The sequence below is a fragment of the Vibrio sp. 1249-1 genome, from assembly GCF_033340495.1.
In genome coordinates this window covers 248,833-265,163 of the sequence record NZ_JAWOWJ010000007.1, presented here as the reverse complement: position 1 = coordinate 265,163, position 16,331 = coordinate 248,833, and the positions used below count along the sequence as shown (strand labels likewise).

Below are 16,331 nucleotides of genomic sequence, written 5' to 3'. Positions count from 1 at the left end.
CACGCTTAAAAATAATAAAAGCAGACTTGACCTGATAGTTTGGCTGTGAGCAATTATGTGCTTAGTGCATCTAACGCCTGAATTAAGCTGCGCCGCGAAGCGGCGTCGGCTTGAATGAACTGTTAGACATCATTGGCGTGGAGCCGAGCAGACTGGCGGCTTCGTGCTTCACAAAGTAAATGAACGCAGTCAACTGATCAGCGCGTGAGGCCAAGCAATCCATCCCTTGTCCAAGGTAAGCCTGCTGGGCTTCAAGCAGCACGGGCTGATGTTGGACGGGCAGGCGTTCCATTACCCAGTTGGCAGCTACATCCTTCGGCGCGATCTTGCCGGTTGCTGCGCTGTACCAAATGCGAGACAAAGTAAGCACTACATTCCGCTCGTCGCCTGCCCAATCCGGTTGTGAGTTCCATAGTTTCAAGGTGTCGGCCAGTGCTTTGAATAGATCGCTTTCCGGGACTGAGTTGAAGAAATCTTCCGCGGCCGAACCTGCCAAGGCAAGGCTGTGTTGCCTTGCTTTAGTTAGCAGAATAGCCAGATCAACATCGGTTGTCGCGGGCTCGAAGATGCCCGCAAGAATGTCCTTGCGCTGCCACTCCCCGAATTGCAGTTCCCGTCTGGCTGGATAACGCCAAGGAACAACATCGCCGTACACGACGATGGTAACTTCCAAGGCACGGAGAGCTTCACTTTGGCCGGGAGAAGCGGAAACTTCCAGGAAATCTACGAACAGAGCCTGCCGCACAGTCTCATCGAGCTGTGCAGTCACAGTAACCAGCAAATCAATATCACTGCATGGCTTCAGGCCACCGTCGAGTGCAGAGCCGTACAAATGCACGGCCAGCAACGTCGATCCCAGATGATGCTCGATGACGTTGAGTGCCTGTGATAGCTGTACCGAAATCTCGGCGGGCACTGCGTTGCTCATGATGTCTAACTCCCAATTTGTGTAGGGCTTATTATGCACGCTTAAAAATAATAAAAGCAGACTTGACCTGATAGTTTGGCTGTGAGCAATTATGTGCTTAGTGCATCTAACGCCGCTAAGCAGCGGCACATTTTGCGTTTTGAGCGCAGCGAAGCAAAATGTGTCCGATGGCTTGGATGGTTAACCCCTTTGCCAGATTTGATAGCGATAATTTATATTTGAATGAAATTCCTGCTCGAACACCACATTGAACTCTTTGGGGATTTCCGGAAAGAAAACATTGCCCTCTGGCTCGGAATCTATTGTCGAGATATGTAGCGTGTCGGCATGGGCGATCAGACTCTTGTAGATCTCTCCACCACCAGAAACAACAACATGGTTCGTAAGAGTCTTTAGCTCCCTCATTGCTGCTTCTATAGATGGAAACACAACCACATCATCGTTAGTAGCTACCGATCCTGAGCGGCTGACAACTGCATACTTTCTATTTGGGAGAGCCCCCATTGCCTCAAATGTTTTACGGCCGACTAAGAGCCATTGATTGTAAGTTATTGCTTTAAAAAGCAGCTGCTCACCTTTAGCGTTCCACGGGATATCCGAGCCGCAGCCAATAACCCCATTTCTTGCTTTTGCAGCCATTAGTGATATTTTCACGATACTCCTTTGGGTTAACGCCGCCATAAACGGCGACAGGGTGGCGCGCCTATTGCGCATAAAATGGCGAAGCCATGCGCAACAGGCGCGGAATCTCTGGCGTCCGGTTTGATGGCTTTGTTATGCAAAGGACTAGTCTTCAATGACGTGTAAACCACGGCGCTTTAAGTCCTCCAACGAATCCAACATTCCCCTTATTAATTCAACAGGATGCCCCTCCCAGTCTTCAACAACGCCAACAATTCTCAAGGGTTCGCAGGTTCTATAGGACTGTGTTGGATTACCGGGAAATCTTTTGTTCGTAAGATTCGGATCGTCTTCGAACGGTCCTGTTGGCTCAACTATGTATATGTAGCCGCGACCCTCGAGGCCAGACAGTGACATAGCAAGTTCAGCTCCCCAAACTGCTGGCTCCATCAAGGCTGAAAAGTAGATGTGCTTAAGAATACGACCGTCCTCGAAATGAGAGATGAACCCTGTGGTTAGCAAGTCACCAATCGCCAAATTGGCTTTGGTTCCATGATAGAACGGTCCTTGCACCTGCTTGTAATTATCATGAGAGATGGGAATCCAATCTTTTACCATTTTAAGACCCTTAATTGTTGGGATTTGGCTGCATAACTTTGTTTTAGGGCGACTGCCCTGCTGCGTAACATCGTTGCTGCTCCATAACATCAAACATCGACCCACGGCGTAACGCGCTTGCTGCTTGGATGCCCGAGGCATAGACTGTACAAAAAAACAGTCATAACAAGCCATGAAAACCGCCACTGCGCCGTTACCACCGCTGCGTTCGGTCAAGGTTCTGGACCAGTTGCGTGAGCGCATACGCTACTTGCATTACAGCTTACCAACCGAACAGGCTTATGTCCACTGGGTTCGTGCCTTCATCCGTTTCCACGGTGTGCGTCACCCGGCAACCTTGGGCAGCAGCGAAGTCGAGGCATTTCTGTCCTGGCTGGCGAACGAGCGCAAGGTTTCGGTCTCCACGCATCGTCAGGCATTGGCGGCCTTGCTGTTCTTCTACGGCAAGGTGCTGTGCACGGATCTGCCCTGGCTTCAGGAGATCGGAAGACCTCGGCCGTCGCGGCGCTTGCCGGTGGTGCTGACCCCGGATGAAGTGGTTCGCATCCTCGGTTTTCTGGAAGGCGAGCATCGTTTGTTCGCCCAGCTTCTGTATGGAACGGGCATGCGGATCAGTGAGGGTTTGCAACTGCGGGTCAAGGATCTGGATTTCGATCACGGCACGATCATCGTGCGGGAGGGCAAGGGCTCCAAGGATCGGGCCTTGATGTTACCCGAGAGCTTGGCACCCAGCCTGCGCGAGCAGCTGTCGCGTGCACGGGCATGGTGGCTGAAGGACCAGGCCGAGGGCCGCAGCGGCGTTGCGCTTCCCGACGCCCTTGAGCGGAAGTATCCGCGCGCCGGGCATTCCTGGCCGTGGTTCTGGGTTTTTGCGCAGCACACGCATTCGACCGATCCACGGAGCGGTGTCGTGCGTCGCCATCACATGTATGACCAGACCTTTCAGCGCGCCTTCAAACGTGCCGTAGAACAAGCAGGCATCACGAAGCCCGCCACACCGCACACCCTCCGCCACTCGTTCGCGACGGCCTTGCTCCGCAGCGGTTACGACATTCGAACCGTGCAGGATCTGCTCGGCCATTCCGACGTCTCTACGACGATGATTTACACGCATGTGCTGAAAGTTGGCGGTGCCGGAGTGCGCTCACCGCTTGATGCGCTGCCGCCCCTCACTAGTGAGAGGTAGGGCAGCGCAAGTCAATCCTGGCGGATTCACTACCCCTGCGCGAAGGCCATCGGTGCCGCATCGAACGGCCGGTTGCGGAAAGTCCTCCCTGCGTCCGCTGATGGCCGGCAGCAGCCCGTCGTTGCCTGATGGATCCAACCCCTCCGCTGCTATAGTGCAGTCGGCTTCTGACGTTCAGTGCAGCCGTCTTCTGAAAACGACAAACGATGTCAGAATAGAGTTAAATTTCCTATTGATTGACATATTCCGTCAAAGGTAATAGATTTCATCCTGACACTTTTGCCTTTGGAGGCATCTTGCAAGGTCAACGCATCGGCTATGTCCGCGTCAGCAGCTTCGACCAGAACCCGGAACGGCAATTGGAGGGTGTTCAGGTGGCGCGGGTGTTCACCGACAAGGCTTCTGGCAAGGACACCCAGCGTCCCGAGCTGGAAAGGCTGCTGGCCTTCGTCCGCGAGGGCGACACCGTGGTGGTGCATAGCATGGACAGGCTGGCACGCAACCTTGATGACCTGCGCCGCATCGTCCAAGGGCTGACACAACGGGGCGTGCGCATGGAGTTCGTCAAAGAAGGGCTGAAGTTCACCGGCGAGGACTCACCGATGGCCAATCTGATGCTGTCGGTCATGGGAGCCTTCGCTGAGTTCGAGCGCGCCCTGATCCGCGAACGTCAGCGCGAGGGAATCGTGCTGGCCAAGCAGCGCGGTGCCTACCGGGGACGAAAGAAATCGCTGAACAGCGAACAAATTGCCGAGTTGAAACGGCGAGTTGCGGCAGGCGACCAAAAAACCTTGGTGGCCCGTGACTTCGGCATCAGCCGCGAAACCTTGTACCAGTACCTGCGGGAAGACTGACCATGCCACGCCGCTCAATCCTGTCCGCCACCGAGCGCGAAAGCCTGCTGGCACTGCCAGATGCCAAAGACGAACTGATACGGCACTACACGTTCAACGAAACCGACCTGTCGGTGATCCGTCAGCGTCGCGGCGCCGCGAATCGATTGGGCTTCGCTGTGCAGCTTTGCTACTTGCGATTCCCTGGCACCTTTTTGGGCGTCGATGAGCCTCCGTTTCCGCCCCTGTTGCGCATGGTGGCCGCGCAACTCAAGATGCCAGTGGAAAGTTGGAGCGAGTACGGCCAGCGCGAACAGACACGGCGGGAGCACTTGGTCGAGCTGCAAACGGTTTTTGGGTTCAAGCCCTTCACCATGAGCCACTATCGGCAAGCCGTGCATACATTGACCGAGCTGGCCTTGCAGACCGACAAAGGCATCGTGCTGGCGAGCGCACTTGTCGAGAATCTGCGGCGGCAGAGCATTATCCTGCCCGCCATGAATGCCATCGAGCGCGCAAGCGCCGAGGCCATCACCCGTGCCAACCGACGCATTTACGCGGCGCTGACCGATTCTTTGTTATCACCCCACCGTCAGCGCCTGGACGAACTTCTCAAGCGCAAGGACGGCAGTAAAGTGACGTGGCTGGCATGGCTGCGCCAGTCGCCTGCCAAACCGAACTCTCGCCACATGCTCGAACATATTGAGCGCCTGAAATCCTGGCAAGCACTTGATCTGCCCGCAGGCATCGAGCGGCAGGTTCACCAGAACCGCCTGCTCAAAATCGCTCGTGAAGGTGGCCAGATGACGCCTGCTGATCTGGCAAAGTTCGAGGTGCAACGACGCTATGCCACGCTGGTAGCGCTGGCCATCGAAGGCATGGCCACCGTCACCGATGAAATCATCGACCTTCACGATCGCATCATCGGCAAGCTGTTCAACGCGGCCAAGAACAAGCATCAGCAGCAGTTCCAGGCTTCCGGCAAGGCGATCAACGACAAGGTGCGGATGTATGGGCGCATCGGTCAAGCGTTGATTGAGGCCAAGCAAAGCGGCAGCGATCCGTTCGCCGCCATCGAGGCCGTTATGCCCTGGGACACCTTCGCCGCCAGCGTCACCGAAGCGCAAACATTGGCGCGGCCTGCCGACTTTGATTTCCTGCACCACATCGGTGAAAGCTATGCCACGCTACGCCGCTACGCGCCGCAGTTCCTGGGCGTGCTCAAATTGCGGGCTGCGCCCGCCGCCAAGGGTGTGCTCGATGCCATCGACATGCTGCGCGGCATGAACAGCGACAGCGCGCGCAAGGTGCCCGCCGATGCGCCAACCGCATTCATCAAGCCGCGCTGGGCAAAGCTGGTTCTGACCGACGACGGCATCGACCGGCGTTACTACGAGTTATGCGCCCTGTCGGAGCTGAAGAACGCGCTGCGCTCCGGTGATGTCTGGGTGCAGGGTTCTCGCCAGTTCAAGGACTTCGACGAATACCTGGTGCCGGTCGAGAAGTTCGCCACTTTGAAGCTGGCCAGCGAATTGCCGCTGGCAGTGGCCACCGACTGCGACCAATACCTGCATGACCGGTTGGAATTGTTGGAGGCGCAACTCGCCACAGTCAACCGCATGGCTGCGGCCAACGACTTACCGGATGCCATCATCACCACCGCGTCAGGCCTGAAGATCACGCCGCTGGACGCGGCAGTACCAGACGCCGCGCAAGCCATGATCGACCAGACAGCTATGCTGCTGCCGCACCTCAAAATCACCGAGTTGCTGATGGAGGTCGATGAATGGACGGGCTTCACCCGCCACTTCACACACCTGAAGACCAGCGACACGGCCAAGGACAAAACCTTGCTGTTGACGACGATCCTGGCCGACGCGATCAACCTGGGTCTGACCAAAATGGCCGAGTCCTGCCCTGGCACCACCTACGCCAAGCTGTCTTGGCTGCAAGCCTGGCACATCCGCGATGAAACCTATTCGACGGCGCTGGCCGAGCTGGTGAATGCGCAGTTTCGGCAACCCTTCGCCGGCAACTGGGGTGACGGCACCACGTCATCGTCGGACGGCCAGAACTTCAGAACCGGCAGCAAACCAGAAAGCACTGGTCATATCAACCCGAAGTATGGAAGCAGTCCAGGACGGACTTTCTACACCCATATCTCCGACCAGTACGCGCCCTTCAGTGCCAAGGTGGTCAACGTGGGCATTCGTGATTCAACTTACGTGCTTGATGGCCTGCTGTACCACGAGTCGGACTTGCGCATCGAGGAACACTACACCGACACGGCAGGCTTCACCGATCACGTGTTTGGCTTGATGCATTTGCTGGGATTTCGCTTCGCGCCGCGTATCCGTGACTTGGGCGAAACCAAGCTATTCATCCCCAAGGGCGATGCCGCCTATGACGCGCTCAAGCCGATGATTAGCAGCGACAGGCTGAACATCAAGCAAATACGCGCCCATTGGGATGAAATTCTGCGGCTGGCCACCTCCATCAAGCAAGGCACGGTAACGGCTTCGCTGATGCTGCGCAAACTCGGCAGCTACCCGCGCCAGAACGGCTTGGCCGTGGCGTTGCGCGAGCTGGGGCGCATCGAGCGCACGCTGTTCATTTTGGATTGGCTGCAAAGCGTGGAGCTGCGCCGCCGCGTCCATGCGGGGCTGAATAAGGGCGAGGCGCGCAACGCGCTGGCCAGGGCGGTCTTCTTCTACCGATTGGGTGAAATCCGCGACCGCAGTTTTGAGCAGCAGCGCTACCGGGCCAGCGGCCTCAATCTGGTGACGGCGGCCATCGTGTTGTGGAACACGGTATATCTGGAGCGTGCCACCAGTGCTTTGCGTGGCAACGGCACGGCGCTGGACGACACATTGTTGCAATATCTGTCGCCGCTGGGGTGGGAGCACATCAACCTGACCGGCGATTACCTATGGCGCAGCAGCGCCAAGGTCGGTGCGGGGAAGTTTAGGCCATTGCGACCGCTGCCACCGGCTTAGCGTGCTTTATTTTCCGTTTTCTGAGACGACCCCAATGATTCCCTTTTAGAAGGCGAAGAGCTTCTATCTCTACTCCAGCGCGCTCAATCTTGCACATGTATTTACCATCCGTAGTCGGCAGTGATTCGCCTACAGATACCCATTGGCCAAAAGATTTTTTGTATGGTGTCATTCGTCTTCCCCGTTTTGCTCGAAGTAACCATGTAGATCCAGAACTTCGAAGGTATTGTCTATCGCTCGTATTTGCGAAATAGCAAAGTCTCGGGCTTCACTCTCACTCTTAAAGAACAGTGGCTCTTGATAGGGCGCGATATGCGGTCTTGAGATACCATTGCAATAATCAAAATCGGTACCGAAGTCGACCTCAACAAACCAACGCTTATCTGCAGTGCCGATCACCATTAATCCAGAATCGGGATAAATGCCGGTTGCCCACGTGACCATGCTATCGAGATGTTCATGATAGTTTGTGTCATACATTTGGTGAGTATTGACCGTGTTCTTAAACATTAAACTGTCCAAAGCCGCGAGGTAATCTGCAGCTACATGGCTGCTTACTAAGATACATCACCCAGCAGGTGCGCCAGTTTCCTCTTGGATTTGGGGAGGTATCGAGCAAACCTCTTTCTATATCTGATAGGTGTACACGGACTGAATTAGTAGACGTATTACCCATTAAGCCAGTAATTCGATTTGCTGTTACTCGTGCTTTTGCTTCTTGTTTACCATCTGACAAATCGAAATCTTTCGGGTTATCTTGCTGATGAATTTCAATGATCGCAGTCATCTAACTGTCCTTAGAGTCCAAAAGTGAGTATTTGTTATTCAAAAACAAGCACTTTCAAACAATGTTCGTTTCATAAATCAATTTCTTGGCGCATAATACAATAAATGTCTTACATGTTTAATATGTGGCGTTAAATTGATGTATAAAACTATCAACATTTACTGTTTACAACGAGACTCAGGTTTGCAGCATGAGAAATACAAAGAGTGGTAAAATGGTTATGTGCGAAATAACAGGTGAATAATACGTTGAATATAAGACATTCGATTCCACTGCCTCCTGCGATGCCATTGTTTGGCTCAGCTGAGGAATTGGATAACCCTAGCCCATACATTAACGAGTTCGTTGCACATTTGACGATTAACCTTGTCGAAGATGCCGGCGAGTTATATGAGCATGCTATTGCTTGGCTATCAGAGCAAAAAGAAGCATACAATAACTTCAAAGCCTACCGCGCCGAGATTAATACGTTTCTTCATTGGTGCTGGTCTGTTCAAGGTATGTCTGTATCGATGGTGAATCGCGCCAGAATGCGCGAATACATTGAATGGTGTGAGAACCCGCCAGAAGAACTGATCGGCACCTACAACGCGGCACAGTTCGTATTTAACAAGGGTATTGGCGAGAATGTGCCTAATTTCAAATGGCGACTGTTCCGAAAATCAAAACCTAAGTCATCAAATGCCGATATAAACGAAGTTAAATACAAACTCTCTGCTAATGCAGCACATCAAAAACTGAGCATATTGAGCTTATTCTTTCAGTATTTGAATGCCGAAGAGTACTGTGATGCAAATCCTGCAGCGATAGTCTTAAAGTTTGGGAAGTACAAATCAAAATCTCAATCTACTGCAGCCGGTGAAGATGATGACGAAATGAAGTTCTTCTCTGATTTGCAGTGGTCATATGTAATGGATACCGTCGAAGAGATGGCCCAAGAAGACCCTCAAACTCACGAAAGAACACTATTCCTGGTGAGGCTGCTTTACGGAACCTACTGCCGTATTTCAGAGATCGGGGCTCGCCCCGGCTATGCGCCAGTCATGTCCCAGTTCAGGCGTGACAAAAAAACCGGTTATCTGGGCTTCTACATCCCTAAGTCTAAGGGCGGTAAGCGACGCACAGTAGCCGTGTCGGATGAACTCAAAGAGGCACTAATCCGTTACAGGACATTCCGTAAACTCCCGGAGATGCCAAGTCCCACGGATGATGAACCATTGTTTGTTCGTCACAGAGCAGCTTCACATGGCCGCGAAGAAGGCGTGTTGAATGCAAACTTGGGGATTCGACAAATACGCGAAATAATTCAAGAAGTTCTCGATAAAACTGCTGCGCGATTTGAAAAAGATGGTTTGATGGAAGACGCTGCAGAGATAAGAGTTCTAACTGTCCATAGCATTCGTCACACTGGTATCTCACATGACATTGCTAATGGCCGACCTTTGCAACACGTTCAAGCGGATGCTGGACACGAAAGTATTGATGTAACGTCACGTTACTTACACACAACAAGAGCTGAGCGACATCATAGTGCTAAGACTAAGAAGTTGAATCCTCTTGAATAAAACTGGTAATACTACTGCTGATGCATTCCCGATCAGTCCGATTAAACATGAACACTGATGCCTACCCTATTGGCTTAAACTAGAGGTTACAATGACAGAACTTACTAAAGTGCTACTAAATATCCGTTCCCTTCGTGCTTACGCTCGTGAAGAAATGACGTTGGAACAATTGGAGGACGCGCTTAATAAGCTGACTACTGTAGTAGAAGAACGCAGAGAAGCAGAAGAATTGGAGCGCGCAGCGCAAAAAGAACAAGAAGAGAAAATGAGTGCCATCGCTAAGCAAATTGAAGAGCAAGGCCTAGATGTAGAACAGCTGATCTCTGCATTAACAGGCGCGACTAAAGCGAAAGCGAAAGGTACCCGCCAACCTCGACCAGCAAAGTATAAATACACTGATGAAGCTGGTGTAGAGAAGACGTGGACTGGCCAAGGCCGTACTCCTTCCATCATTCAATCAGCGATCGATAGCGGTGATAAAAAGCTAGAAGATTTTGCAATTTAATCTTCTTAATATTCGGTGGATGAAAAAGGGAGCAAATGTGCTCCCTTTTTTAATAAGTCTTACAGGTAAATAAACGGAGAAGCTTCATATTGATTGTGTACCTTCAAATCGTTACTAGTACTCGCCATCAATTTTTCATAAGCAATCGCTTCATCTGATGAAACATCTCGGAGATAATCCTCCTTGTTTCGTTCCCACATTTGATTAATCTTTTCGTGTACCCATTCTCCACTAGGTATATCGGAAATGTATTCATGCATATGAAAATTCGGATCAGATCTATCCATTTCATTCCACCATTTTTCTGTCTGTTCATAATCCATTAAACCCTGCAAATGCTCGATGCCGTCGCCATAGGAAACTGACCACCGTTCATTCTCTAGCTTGGAACAAACATACAAAAACTCTATTAACTCACGCGAGTTAGAAATAGACAGGTAAGTCTCAGGATGTTTTTGAAACTCATTGAGCAAGTCATTATCAGAGAGGTCAGCTAATTCTCGGTACAATTCATGGCGTTTCTTAGCTTCAATTGTGCTTTTATGAGCATACCGGTTGCAAAACCAACCAATCACCAAAGCCTCAAGTTTTGTGTCAAAAATAACAACACCTGAAACTTCGGCAGAAGAGTCAGATAAATCATTTTTTGATGGCAACGTCAACCTAACAGGTAAGATCTTTTCTTTAGCAATTGCTAACTTGGCAAAAATTTCGATAGGGAACTTGGCAATAAATTGATAACGCCCTGAAAGGGCGCCTTCATAAATATCGTAAAAATCAACAACAGCCAAGTTAGACAGGACGGACTTAGTTAGCTTCTTACCATCTACCTTAAGTGTGTTTACCGTTACGGTGGTATTTGAAGTTTGAAAATTCAAGTGTTCACCAATGGTCGATTTAGGATTCAGATCAAATATAACAACACAAGGATTAGCTGTATAACTTAAACATCAAATTAGATGACAATATGGCGCTTTTTACTCACATACAAGACCATTGAACATATAAATGCCTTTTTCTCTTGTCACCCTAATAACATCGATTAGGAGTTCGTATTCAATTTCAGTAGCTTTGGTTAGATAACGGTAGAGGTCTAAATCTTCATCACCTTTACTTGATAGGTGAGCGATCAAGTCAGCTACCAAGCCCAGTTTATTGCTTTCGATTTCGTGTCGTAGTGCATTAATCAGGTCTTCATTTTTCATGCGAATCATTACTCATTAAATCGATATTGTTTATCGGCGTTTATAGTGATTTCAATCAATAGAATTTAGCTTTCTGCGCCAACGAAAGCCAAGGTATGTGAAGACAGGAAGAGTAAATAGTACTGTTCCTTGGCCCAACCAGAAACCAAGAGCAAGAAACGCCATTGCACTCACCGTTACTTCGTCTAGAAACCGTGCTTTAAGCTCAGTTGATGCATTATTAATTTTCAGACCACTGATTACCTTGCAAGGCCAAAGAACTCTTAGCGCTTGGTTAATAGGTTCTGCGCCTTTCGTTTTTGCAATCCGCTTATAGATCATGATAGGCATAGCCCTCGATGTGTTATGTAAGCCGCGGTAATCTGACTGATGAATTGTTCAGATTCGCTGGGCAGAAACTCAAGCAATTCTTCCAACCCAATATCGCCACCACTATGCTGTCGTTCGAAAATCTCAACGAAGAATACTGGGCTATCAGTGAAATAACTTTCATCTCGTTGGATCTGCAAATACTCTTCATGTATTAAATCACCACCAGCTGATGGTGAAAGGAAAAGGTTATCTGCATCATCAGCGATCTCAACAATAGGTACAGTAATCCCCTTCTCTAGCAATGCATTAAGAACGGATTCGGTTACGGCTAGTGGCTGGAATCTTCCATTACCGGTTACGATTATCTGCATTCTATCCAGGACAACCCCACTCATTATGAACTTATATACGTCATTGTTTAAGAGTGAAGTATCCCATAACCATCGGTTTTATTCATCTTTGAAACACCCCTTCCCTTGCTGTTTGTACCATGATTTGAGTTCTTCAATCACACCATCAACTGAATCTTCACGACTTGCGGCAGGGTGGAAAATCAAACCATTACCTTCTGGGTGTTCAACAATAGTAGAGAAGTGTTTTGCCAGCTTGGAAATGTACTCATCATATTCTGAGTCCGGGAGGTTATTAGTCTCAGTGTCTTCAAAAAATTCATCCAGAAATCGTCTAAATTCTGATTCTGTGTAGTCTTGGAGTTTACCTTTTAGTTCCATTTCATAAGCCTTTATGAATATCGATATGTCTTCTCGGAGTCATTACTCTTAAATTGTCCACGTCATACACTTTACCACCGTGCTGAACCTCTTCAACATGGTGTATCTCATAACGATCCCGTCCACCTTTTTGTTCTGTTGGTATAGGGAATGGAGAGCTACCACGCTTAATGATGCGCTGATTAGCCTTGCTAAACTGGCTCAATAAATCAGGGTCATTTGCCACTTCTAGCCAAAATGCCTTCCTAAATGCATCAAAGCTCTTGAATTCCTCCCCTCGTAACTTGTCAGCGATTTGATTAGGAATTGGAGCCCCAAGTTCTTCCCCTGCCGTTTCGAGCCATATACCAGCGATCTCTTCACCATGACCGGTAACTACACCACTTTCGTCACGTGCAGTCTTCCTAAACACTATGTAAAGTGGAGGCAACCCAGAGTCAATTGGAAACGTGATGATGTACTCGGCTAGATCATCTTCTGGATAGAGCGCCGTCCCAAGTTCTTGCTCATGTTCTTCAATAGGACGGACCCAGATATTTTGTACGTCCAGCTCGTTGTTTTCAGTTGTCACGGTATCGGGAGATAGTACATCCGTGGAACCATCAGGTGTCCATGTTAACGTGATCCCGTAGTCCAGTTCCGCGACAAAGTTCTGGCCACTTTTCTCTGCGGCACGCTTAGAAACCCGATCACCATACGCGGCGCCATCCCCAGTTTTAATCCCGACGATTTGCTGCTTTCCGTTTTCATCGGTGTACATATTGAAACGAACACGCATTTGACCAGAGTCATGTGCATGGTATTCGGGGTGAGCATCCAGCGTGCTATCCGCTAATTGAGATGGCCATAATGCTGCAAGTAGAAAGCCACCTACTCGAGCAAATGCACCGACCGCCTCACCGGAAATAGCCCAAGAGCCCATAGTGTTTGATGTACTGGTACTGATCAAACCTAAATTAGAAGCCCCAGCACTTGCCGGCAAAGCAAGAATAGCGGCCTTGCCGTAGTCAGTTGCCTTACTATCTTTACTAAGCGTTTTGACGTTCACTACCGGATAGTCTTTCTCGAGCAACCGTTCTTGGTTGATTGAATGACAGCTAGTGCCTGAAATTAGTGGGTCAGTATGGCGGTAGAAGACATTTGAAGCGCAATTGTAGGTACCTGGTGATGTCGGTGGTAGTTCCGTCTTTTTGTCACTTTTAACTGGTGCTGGTGGTGCGGAAACCTTCAATACGTCACCAACCTTTAGCTTCATTGGGTCATCGTTGAATTCAGGGTTAAGGTCTAATAGCTGTTTTGCGTTGAGATTATGTTGCTCTGCGATCTCTGGCCACAATTCACGACTGTTGGTATTTGGATTAATTGAAACCGTATGTGTTGCTTGTGGAGGTGGAGGTGTTGCGTTAGAAGTAACTGAGAGCCTTTCATCTACAGGGAGATTTGGGGCTGATAGTAGTGCGTTAACATCCAGAACCTTCCCATTCTCATTGACCCATTCGTCATTGATATTGGCTAATTGTTCCTTCGTGATTTGATGATCTAAATACACAAGGCTTTGGTCAGTGACCAGCTGACCATCAATCTTCCAATACACTAGGATAGTATTTTGATACAAGTTAGCTAACTGCTCGTCATCGAGCCTATTTTGGGTCGTTCGGGTCGCATAGAAACCGAAGTGGCCATCACCAAGCATTTTATATTCCTGGATCAGATGACCATTCGCAAAATGATAAAAATAACCTTCTGACGGGAAAGCTAGTCGCTCACCTAACTGTACAGTGGGCGTTATCGGTATAAACGAATCTTTTACCTGCCCTGAACCAATGGGCTTCACCTTAACCTCATGTGGCAGGCTAATGCCGAGAACCCTATCACCCACGGATGCTAATAATCTCTTTGGTTCATCGACCGCGGTCTGAGTAGTGTATTTCATACCATGCTCAGTACGAACAGCGCCCCAACGTCCACGAGAGATCTCAGCCTTGGTTTTTGCCAATGAAAACCAATATCCTACATTGCTCCTAAATGACTCTTCTGAACCGACAATCTCAAAGCAATATTCAAATTTAAGCTCCGGTTCAGATTGCTTGTCGATGACAATAGGTTCCGGGACGTAGGTTTCATCAATGTTGGGTACATAGGAATAACCAGCTGCAGAACTGGTGGATACTGGAGGGCCGCCGGCCATATTTGCTCGAGTTGAAAATGCAGATTTAGCACTATCTGTCAGTAAGTCACTAGCGTCTGATGTTAATGACCATGTTCGAGTCATACTATCTTGTGAGAGGACTGGCTTTGAGGGGAAATCCGTTAATAGAGCCAACTCACCGGTTTTTAATTTATCCACCAGCTTCTCAAACGAATAGCCACCTGGCAGATTAGAAATATCCCGCTTTTCCAAACGGTTAATATCACCCTCAACTTGCCCGAATTCATAGTCCATCAGTTCGGTGATTCTTACCACTCTGTAAGTCAAAACAGTGCCCAAATTTATCAATGTGAACCACATTTTTAAACAATTGCTTTAGTACAACAATAAGGCTGACTGTTTGTTTACTGGGTAAAATCGTGAGAGTGTGAGCACCCTTCACAAAACCACAACTTGTTGATGATAAATGCATTTGCAACGTAGGCGCGCCAGTGGATAACGTCCTACGCACAAATCGTTCAAAGGCTAAATTTCCTTTATGACTAATTCAATATCGCTTATGTAGGCATCCTTAATCACTTTTACTTTAAAGTGGTAATCTGCTGATATTGGTTCACCAGATTCAGGATCAAGTCTCAACCCTCTTATTTCATCGCCACCTATCGCGTACCCCCTAAATGACAAAGTACTACTACCGCACGTCATAGAGAGAAAATCATAAAATATACGGTGAGAATGGTTGTCCAGCCTTGTCGAGAATGTGTCAAAAAAACAATTCTCTGGTGCATGGACGCCGATTTTGGAAACCTTCACATTATATTCAGTACCAAGTTCAGCAAAAACAAAACTGCCCTCATTAATGACTGAATTATGAGGTAATTTGATTGTCTCGAATTGTTTGTTACAGCCTACTAGAAATCCCAATCCAACTAAGCTGACTAAAAAGCGCTTCACATCTAACCTTAATGTTACAACTTGTTGATATTAAAAAATTCATCTTTCAATAATTTGCGCGTTAACCGTGGGGCAAGCCAGTCTTTGAAATCCTTCTCAGCCTCAACTATTCGCACATCATCTACAGAGAAAACCCTATATTTCCCTTTTGTTTTGGGTTTGCCTAACCACCTAACGATTGCTTGATCTGTCCACAATCTAAAGCGTTTAAGGCGCCAAACAGTGATCCATTGGCTATCCCATTTTTCCTTTGCTAATCGCTTTTTTAACTCTAGCTTCTCACTTTCTATTTGAATTTGAAGCTCAGACTTTACGTACTGGCGATGACCGATGAAATAGCCCATGTAATAGTTCCAATGTTATCGACTACAAATATTACCTTATTATGCACGTGGGTTTCTATATGATTGTGAATAACATTTGCATAGATAAGCATCAGGCTTGAAAAAATTCGGGGGCAATACATTTTTTTTTGAATGCGCAGTCATTTAAGTGAATAGGTATAAAAAGCGACCACAATATTTTTAATTCATTGCCCCTCAACTAGTCATACGAACATGCATTCATTTTTATTCGGCATGCAAACATTGGCGTGGATCTATACATTATTTTGAACTAATGATAAATAACTCATTAGTGTTAATGAATATATAAATGACAAAATTTATCTTCTATCCCTTCGTGGCGATGACCCATAACAGGTAAGTCTAATGGCCACAAATTAAGGCAGGCGGTATAACTCTGATTGTTGTTTATAGAGGCGAGGTAAACGGATTGGTCCGATGTAGAACGATATTAGGTGATGGTTGGATAAAAAAAACCCGCCGAAGCGGGTTATGAGAAAAGGTGATGTAACTTCCCAATAGTCAAACGAGAATGCAATATAGTCAAAAAATATACGCTTCATGCTATGTTTACGCAAAAACAACAAAGGAATACTA

The 16,331-nt window shown here is 48.5% G+C and carries 19 protein-coding genes; 5 read left to right on the top strand and 14 right to left on the bottom strand.

The window, feature by feature from the left end; all coding sequences use genetic code 11:
- Nucleotides 1–82: 82 nt before the first annotated feature.
- The 3 genes from R7Z50_RS15325 to R7Z50_RS15315 form a co-directional block, all read right to left on the bottom strand.
- Nucleotides 83–928 (bottom strand): ANT(3'')-Ia family aminoglycoside nucleotidyltransferase AadA16, encoded by an 846-nt coding sequence (locus tag R7Z50_RS15325; protein WP_001749984.1) that lies wholly within the window; start codon nucleotides 926–928, stop codon nucleotides 83–85.
- Nucleotides 929–1,108: 180 nt separating this feature from the next.
- On the bottom strand, nucleotides 1,109–1,582 hold the full coding sequence (gene dfrA27, locus R7Z50_RS15320; protein ID WP_001749985.1) for a trimethoprim-resistant dihydrofolate reductase DfrA27: 474 nt from the start codon (nucleotides 1,580–1,582) through the stop codon (nucleotides 1,109–1,111).
- A gap of 132 nt (nucleotides 1,583–1,714) precedes the next feature.
- Entirely contained in the window at nucleotides 1,715–2,167 is a 453-nt protein-coding gene (locus R7Z50_RS15315; RefSeq protein ID WP_001749986.1) for an NAD(+)--rifampin ADP-ribosyltransferase Arr-3, read from the bottom strand.
- Between the two features lie 172 nt (nucleotides 2,168–2,339).
- On the opposite strand from R7Z50_RS15315, the gene intI1 reads away from it, so the two are divergent.
- The 3 genes from intI1 to R7Z50_RS15300 all read left to right on the top strand — a co-directional run bounded on the left by intI1 (nucleotide 2,340) and on the right by R7Z50_RS15300 (nucleotide 7,182).
- The gene (intI1, locus tag R7Z50_RS15310; protein ID WP_000845039.1) at nucleotides 2,340–3,353 is read left to right on the top strand and encodes a class 1 integron integrase IntI1; all 1,014 of its coding nucleotides are present in this window, start codon (nucleotides 2,340–2,342) and stop codon (nucleotides 3,351–3,353) included.
- A 296-nt stretch (nucleotides 3,354–3,649) separates the two neighbouring features.
- Nucleotides 3,650–4,207: a recombinase family protein gene (locus R7Z50_RS15305; protein WP_001162012.1), complete on the top strand. Its 558-nt coding sequence runs from the start codon at nucleotides 3,650–3,652 to the stop codon at nucleotides 4,205–4,207.
- 2 nt (nucleotides 4,208–4,209) lie between these two features.
- Entirely contained in the window at nucleotides 4,210–7,182 is a 2,973-nt protein-coding gene (locus R7Z50_RS15300) for a Tn3 family transposase (protein WP_079324323.1), read from the top strand.
- Here the strand turns inward: R7Z50_RS15300 and R7Z50_RS15295 are convergent.
- Genes R7Z50_RS15295 through R7Z50_RS15285 form a run of 3 tightly spaced genes read right to left on the bottom strand, consistent with a single transcriptional unit; the run spans nucleotide 7,151 to nucleotide 7,969 of the window.
- The gene (locus R7Z50_RS15295) at nucleotides 7,151–7,354 is read right to left on the bottom strand and encodes a hypothetical protein (RefSeq protein ID WP_026000361.1); all 204 of its coding nucleotides are present in this window, start codon (nucleotides 7,352–7,354) and stop codon (nucleotides 7,151–7,153) included. The genes R7Z50_RS15300 and R7Z50_RS15295 overlap by 32 nt on opposite strands.
- Nucleotides 7,351–7,692, bottom strand: coding sequence for a hypothetical protein (locus tag R7Z50_RS15290; RefSeq protein WP_017190634.1), 342 nt, complete (start codon nucleotides 7,690–7,692; stop codon nucleotides 7,351–7,353). Before R7Z50_RS15290 ends, R7Z50_RS15295 begins: the two co-directional genes overlap by 4 nt.
- Nucleotides 7,685–7,969: a hypothetical protein gene (locus tag R7Z50_RS15285; RefSeq protein WP_053411072.1), complete on the bottom strand. Its 285-nt coding sequence runs from the start codon at nucleotides 7,967–7,969 to the stop codon at nucleotides 7,685–7,687. The genes R7Z50_RS15290 and R7Z50_RS15285 overlap by 8 nt, the downstream gene beginning before the upstream one ends.
- Before the next feature lie 248 nt (nucleotides 7,970–8,217).
- Between R7Z50_RS15285 and R7Z50_RS15280 the strand changes: the two genes are divergently transcribed.
- Nucleotides 8,218–9,534, top strand: a complete 1,317-nt coding sequence (locus R7Z50_RS15280) for a tyrosine-type recombinase/integrase (protein ID WP_202801023.1) — start codon at nucleotides 8,218–8,220, stop codon at nucleotides 9,532–9,534.
- Between the two features lie 91 nt (nucleotides 9,535–9,625).
- Nucleotides 9,626–10,039 carry an H-NS family nucleoid-associated regulatory protein gene (locus R7Z50_RS15275; protein WP_017190631.1) on the top strand — a complete coding sequence of 138 codons (414 nt, stop codon included), beginning with the start codon at nucleotides 9,626–9,628 and terminating at the stop codon, nucleotides 10,037–10,039.
- Nucleotides 10,040–10,098: 59 nt separating this feature from the next.
- Here R7Z50_RS15275 and R7Z50_RS15270 read toward each other — a convergent pair whose 3' ends face one another.
- The 8 genes from R7Z50_RS15270 to R7Z50_RS15235 form a co-directional block, all read right to left on the bottom strand.
- Nucleotides 10,099–10,917, bottom strand: coding sequence for a hypothetical protein (locus R7Z50_RS15270; RefSeq protein WP_017190630.1), 819 nt, complete (start codon nucleotides 10,915–10,917; stop codon nucleotides 10,099–10,101).
- A 99-nt stretch (nucleotides 10,918–11,016) separates the two neighbouring features.
- Complete coding sequence (locus R7Z50_RS15265; RefSeq protein WP_026000358.1) at nucleotides 11,017–11,244, bottom strand: hypothetical protein; 228 nt, start codon at nucleotides 11,242–11,244, stop codon at nucleotides 11,017–11,019.
- 51 nt (nucleotides 11,245–11,295) lie between these two features.
- The gene (locus R7Z50_RS15260) at nucleotides 11,296–11,574 is read right to left on the bottom strand and encodes a hypothetical protein (protein ID WP_017190628.1); all 279 of its coding nucleotides are present in this window, start codon (nucleotides 11,572–11,574) and stop codon (nucleotides 11,296–11,298) included.
- On the bottom strand, nucleotides 11,562–11,927 hold the full coding sequence (locus R7Z50_RS15255; protein ID WP_017190627.1) for a hypothetical protein: 366 nt from the start codon (nucleotides 11,925–11,927) through the stop codon (nucleotides 11,562–11,564). Before R7Z50_RS15255 ends, R7Z50_RS15260 begins: the two co-directional genes overlap by 13 nt.
- Before the next feature lie 78 nt (nucleotides 11,928–12,005).
- Nucleotides 12,006–12,287 (bottom strand): bacteriocin immunity protein, encoded by a 282-nt coding sequence (locus tag R7Z50_RS15250; RefSeq protein ID WP_017190626.1) that lies wholly within the window; start codon nucleotides 12,285–12,287, stop codon nucleotides 12,006–12,008.
- 1 nt (nucleotide 12,288) lies between these two features.
- Nucleotides 12,289–14,763, bottom strand: a complete 2,475-nt coding sequence (locus R7Z50_RS15245) for an S-type pyocin domain-containing protein (RefSeq protein ID WP_026000357.1) — start codon at nucleotides 14,761–14,763, stop codon at nucleotides 12,289–12,291.
- Nucleotides 14,764–14,961: 198 nt separating this feature from the next.
- A complete protein-coding gene (locus tag R7Z50_RS15240; protein ID WP_017190624.1) occupies nucleotides 14,962–15,390 on the bottom strand; it encodes a hypothetical protein in 429 nt (142 codons plus the stop codon).
- Nucleotides 15,391–15,404: 14 nt separating this feature from the next.
- Nucleotides 15,405–15,734: a hypothetical protein gene (locus R7Z50_RS15235; RefSeq protein WP_017190623.1), complete on the bottom strand. Its 330-nt coding sequence runs from the start codon at nucleotides 15,732–15,734 to the stop codon at nucleotides 15,405–15,407.
- Nucleotides 15,735–16,331: the final 597 nt, after the last annotated feature.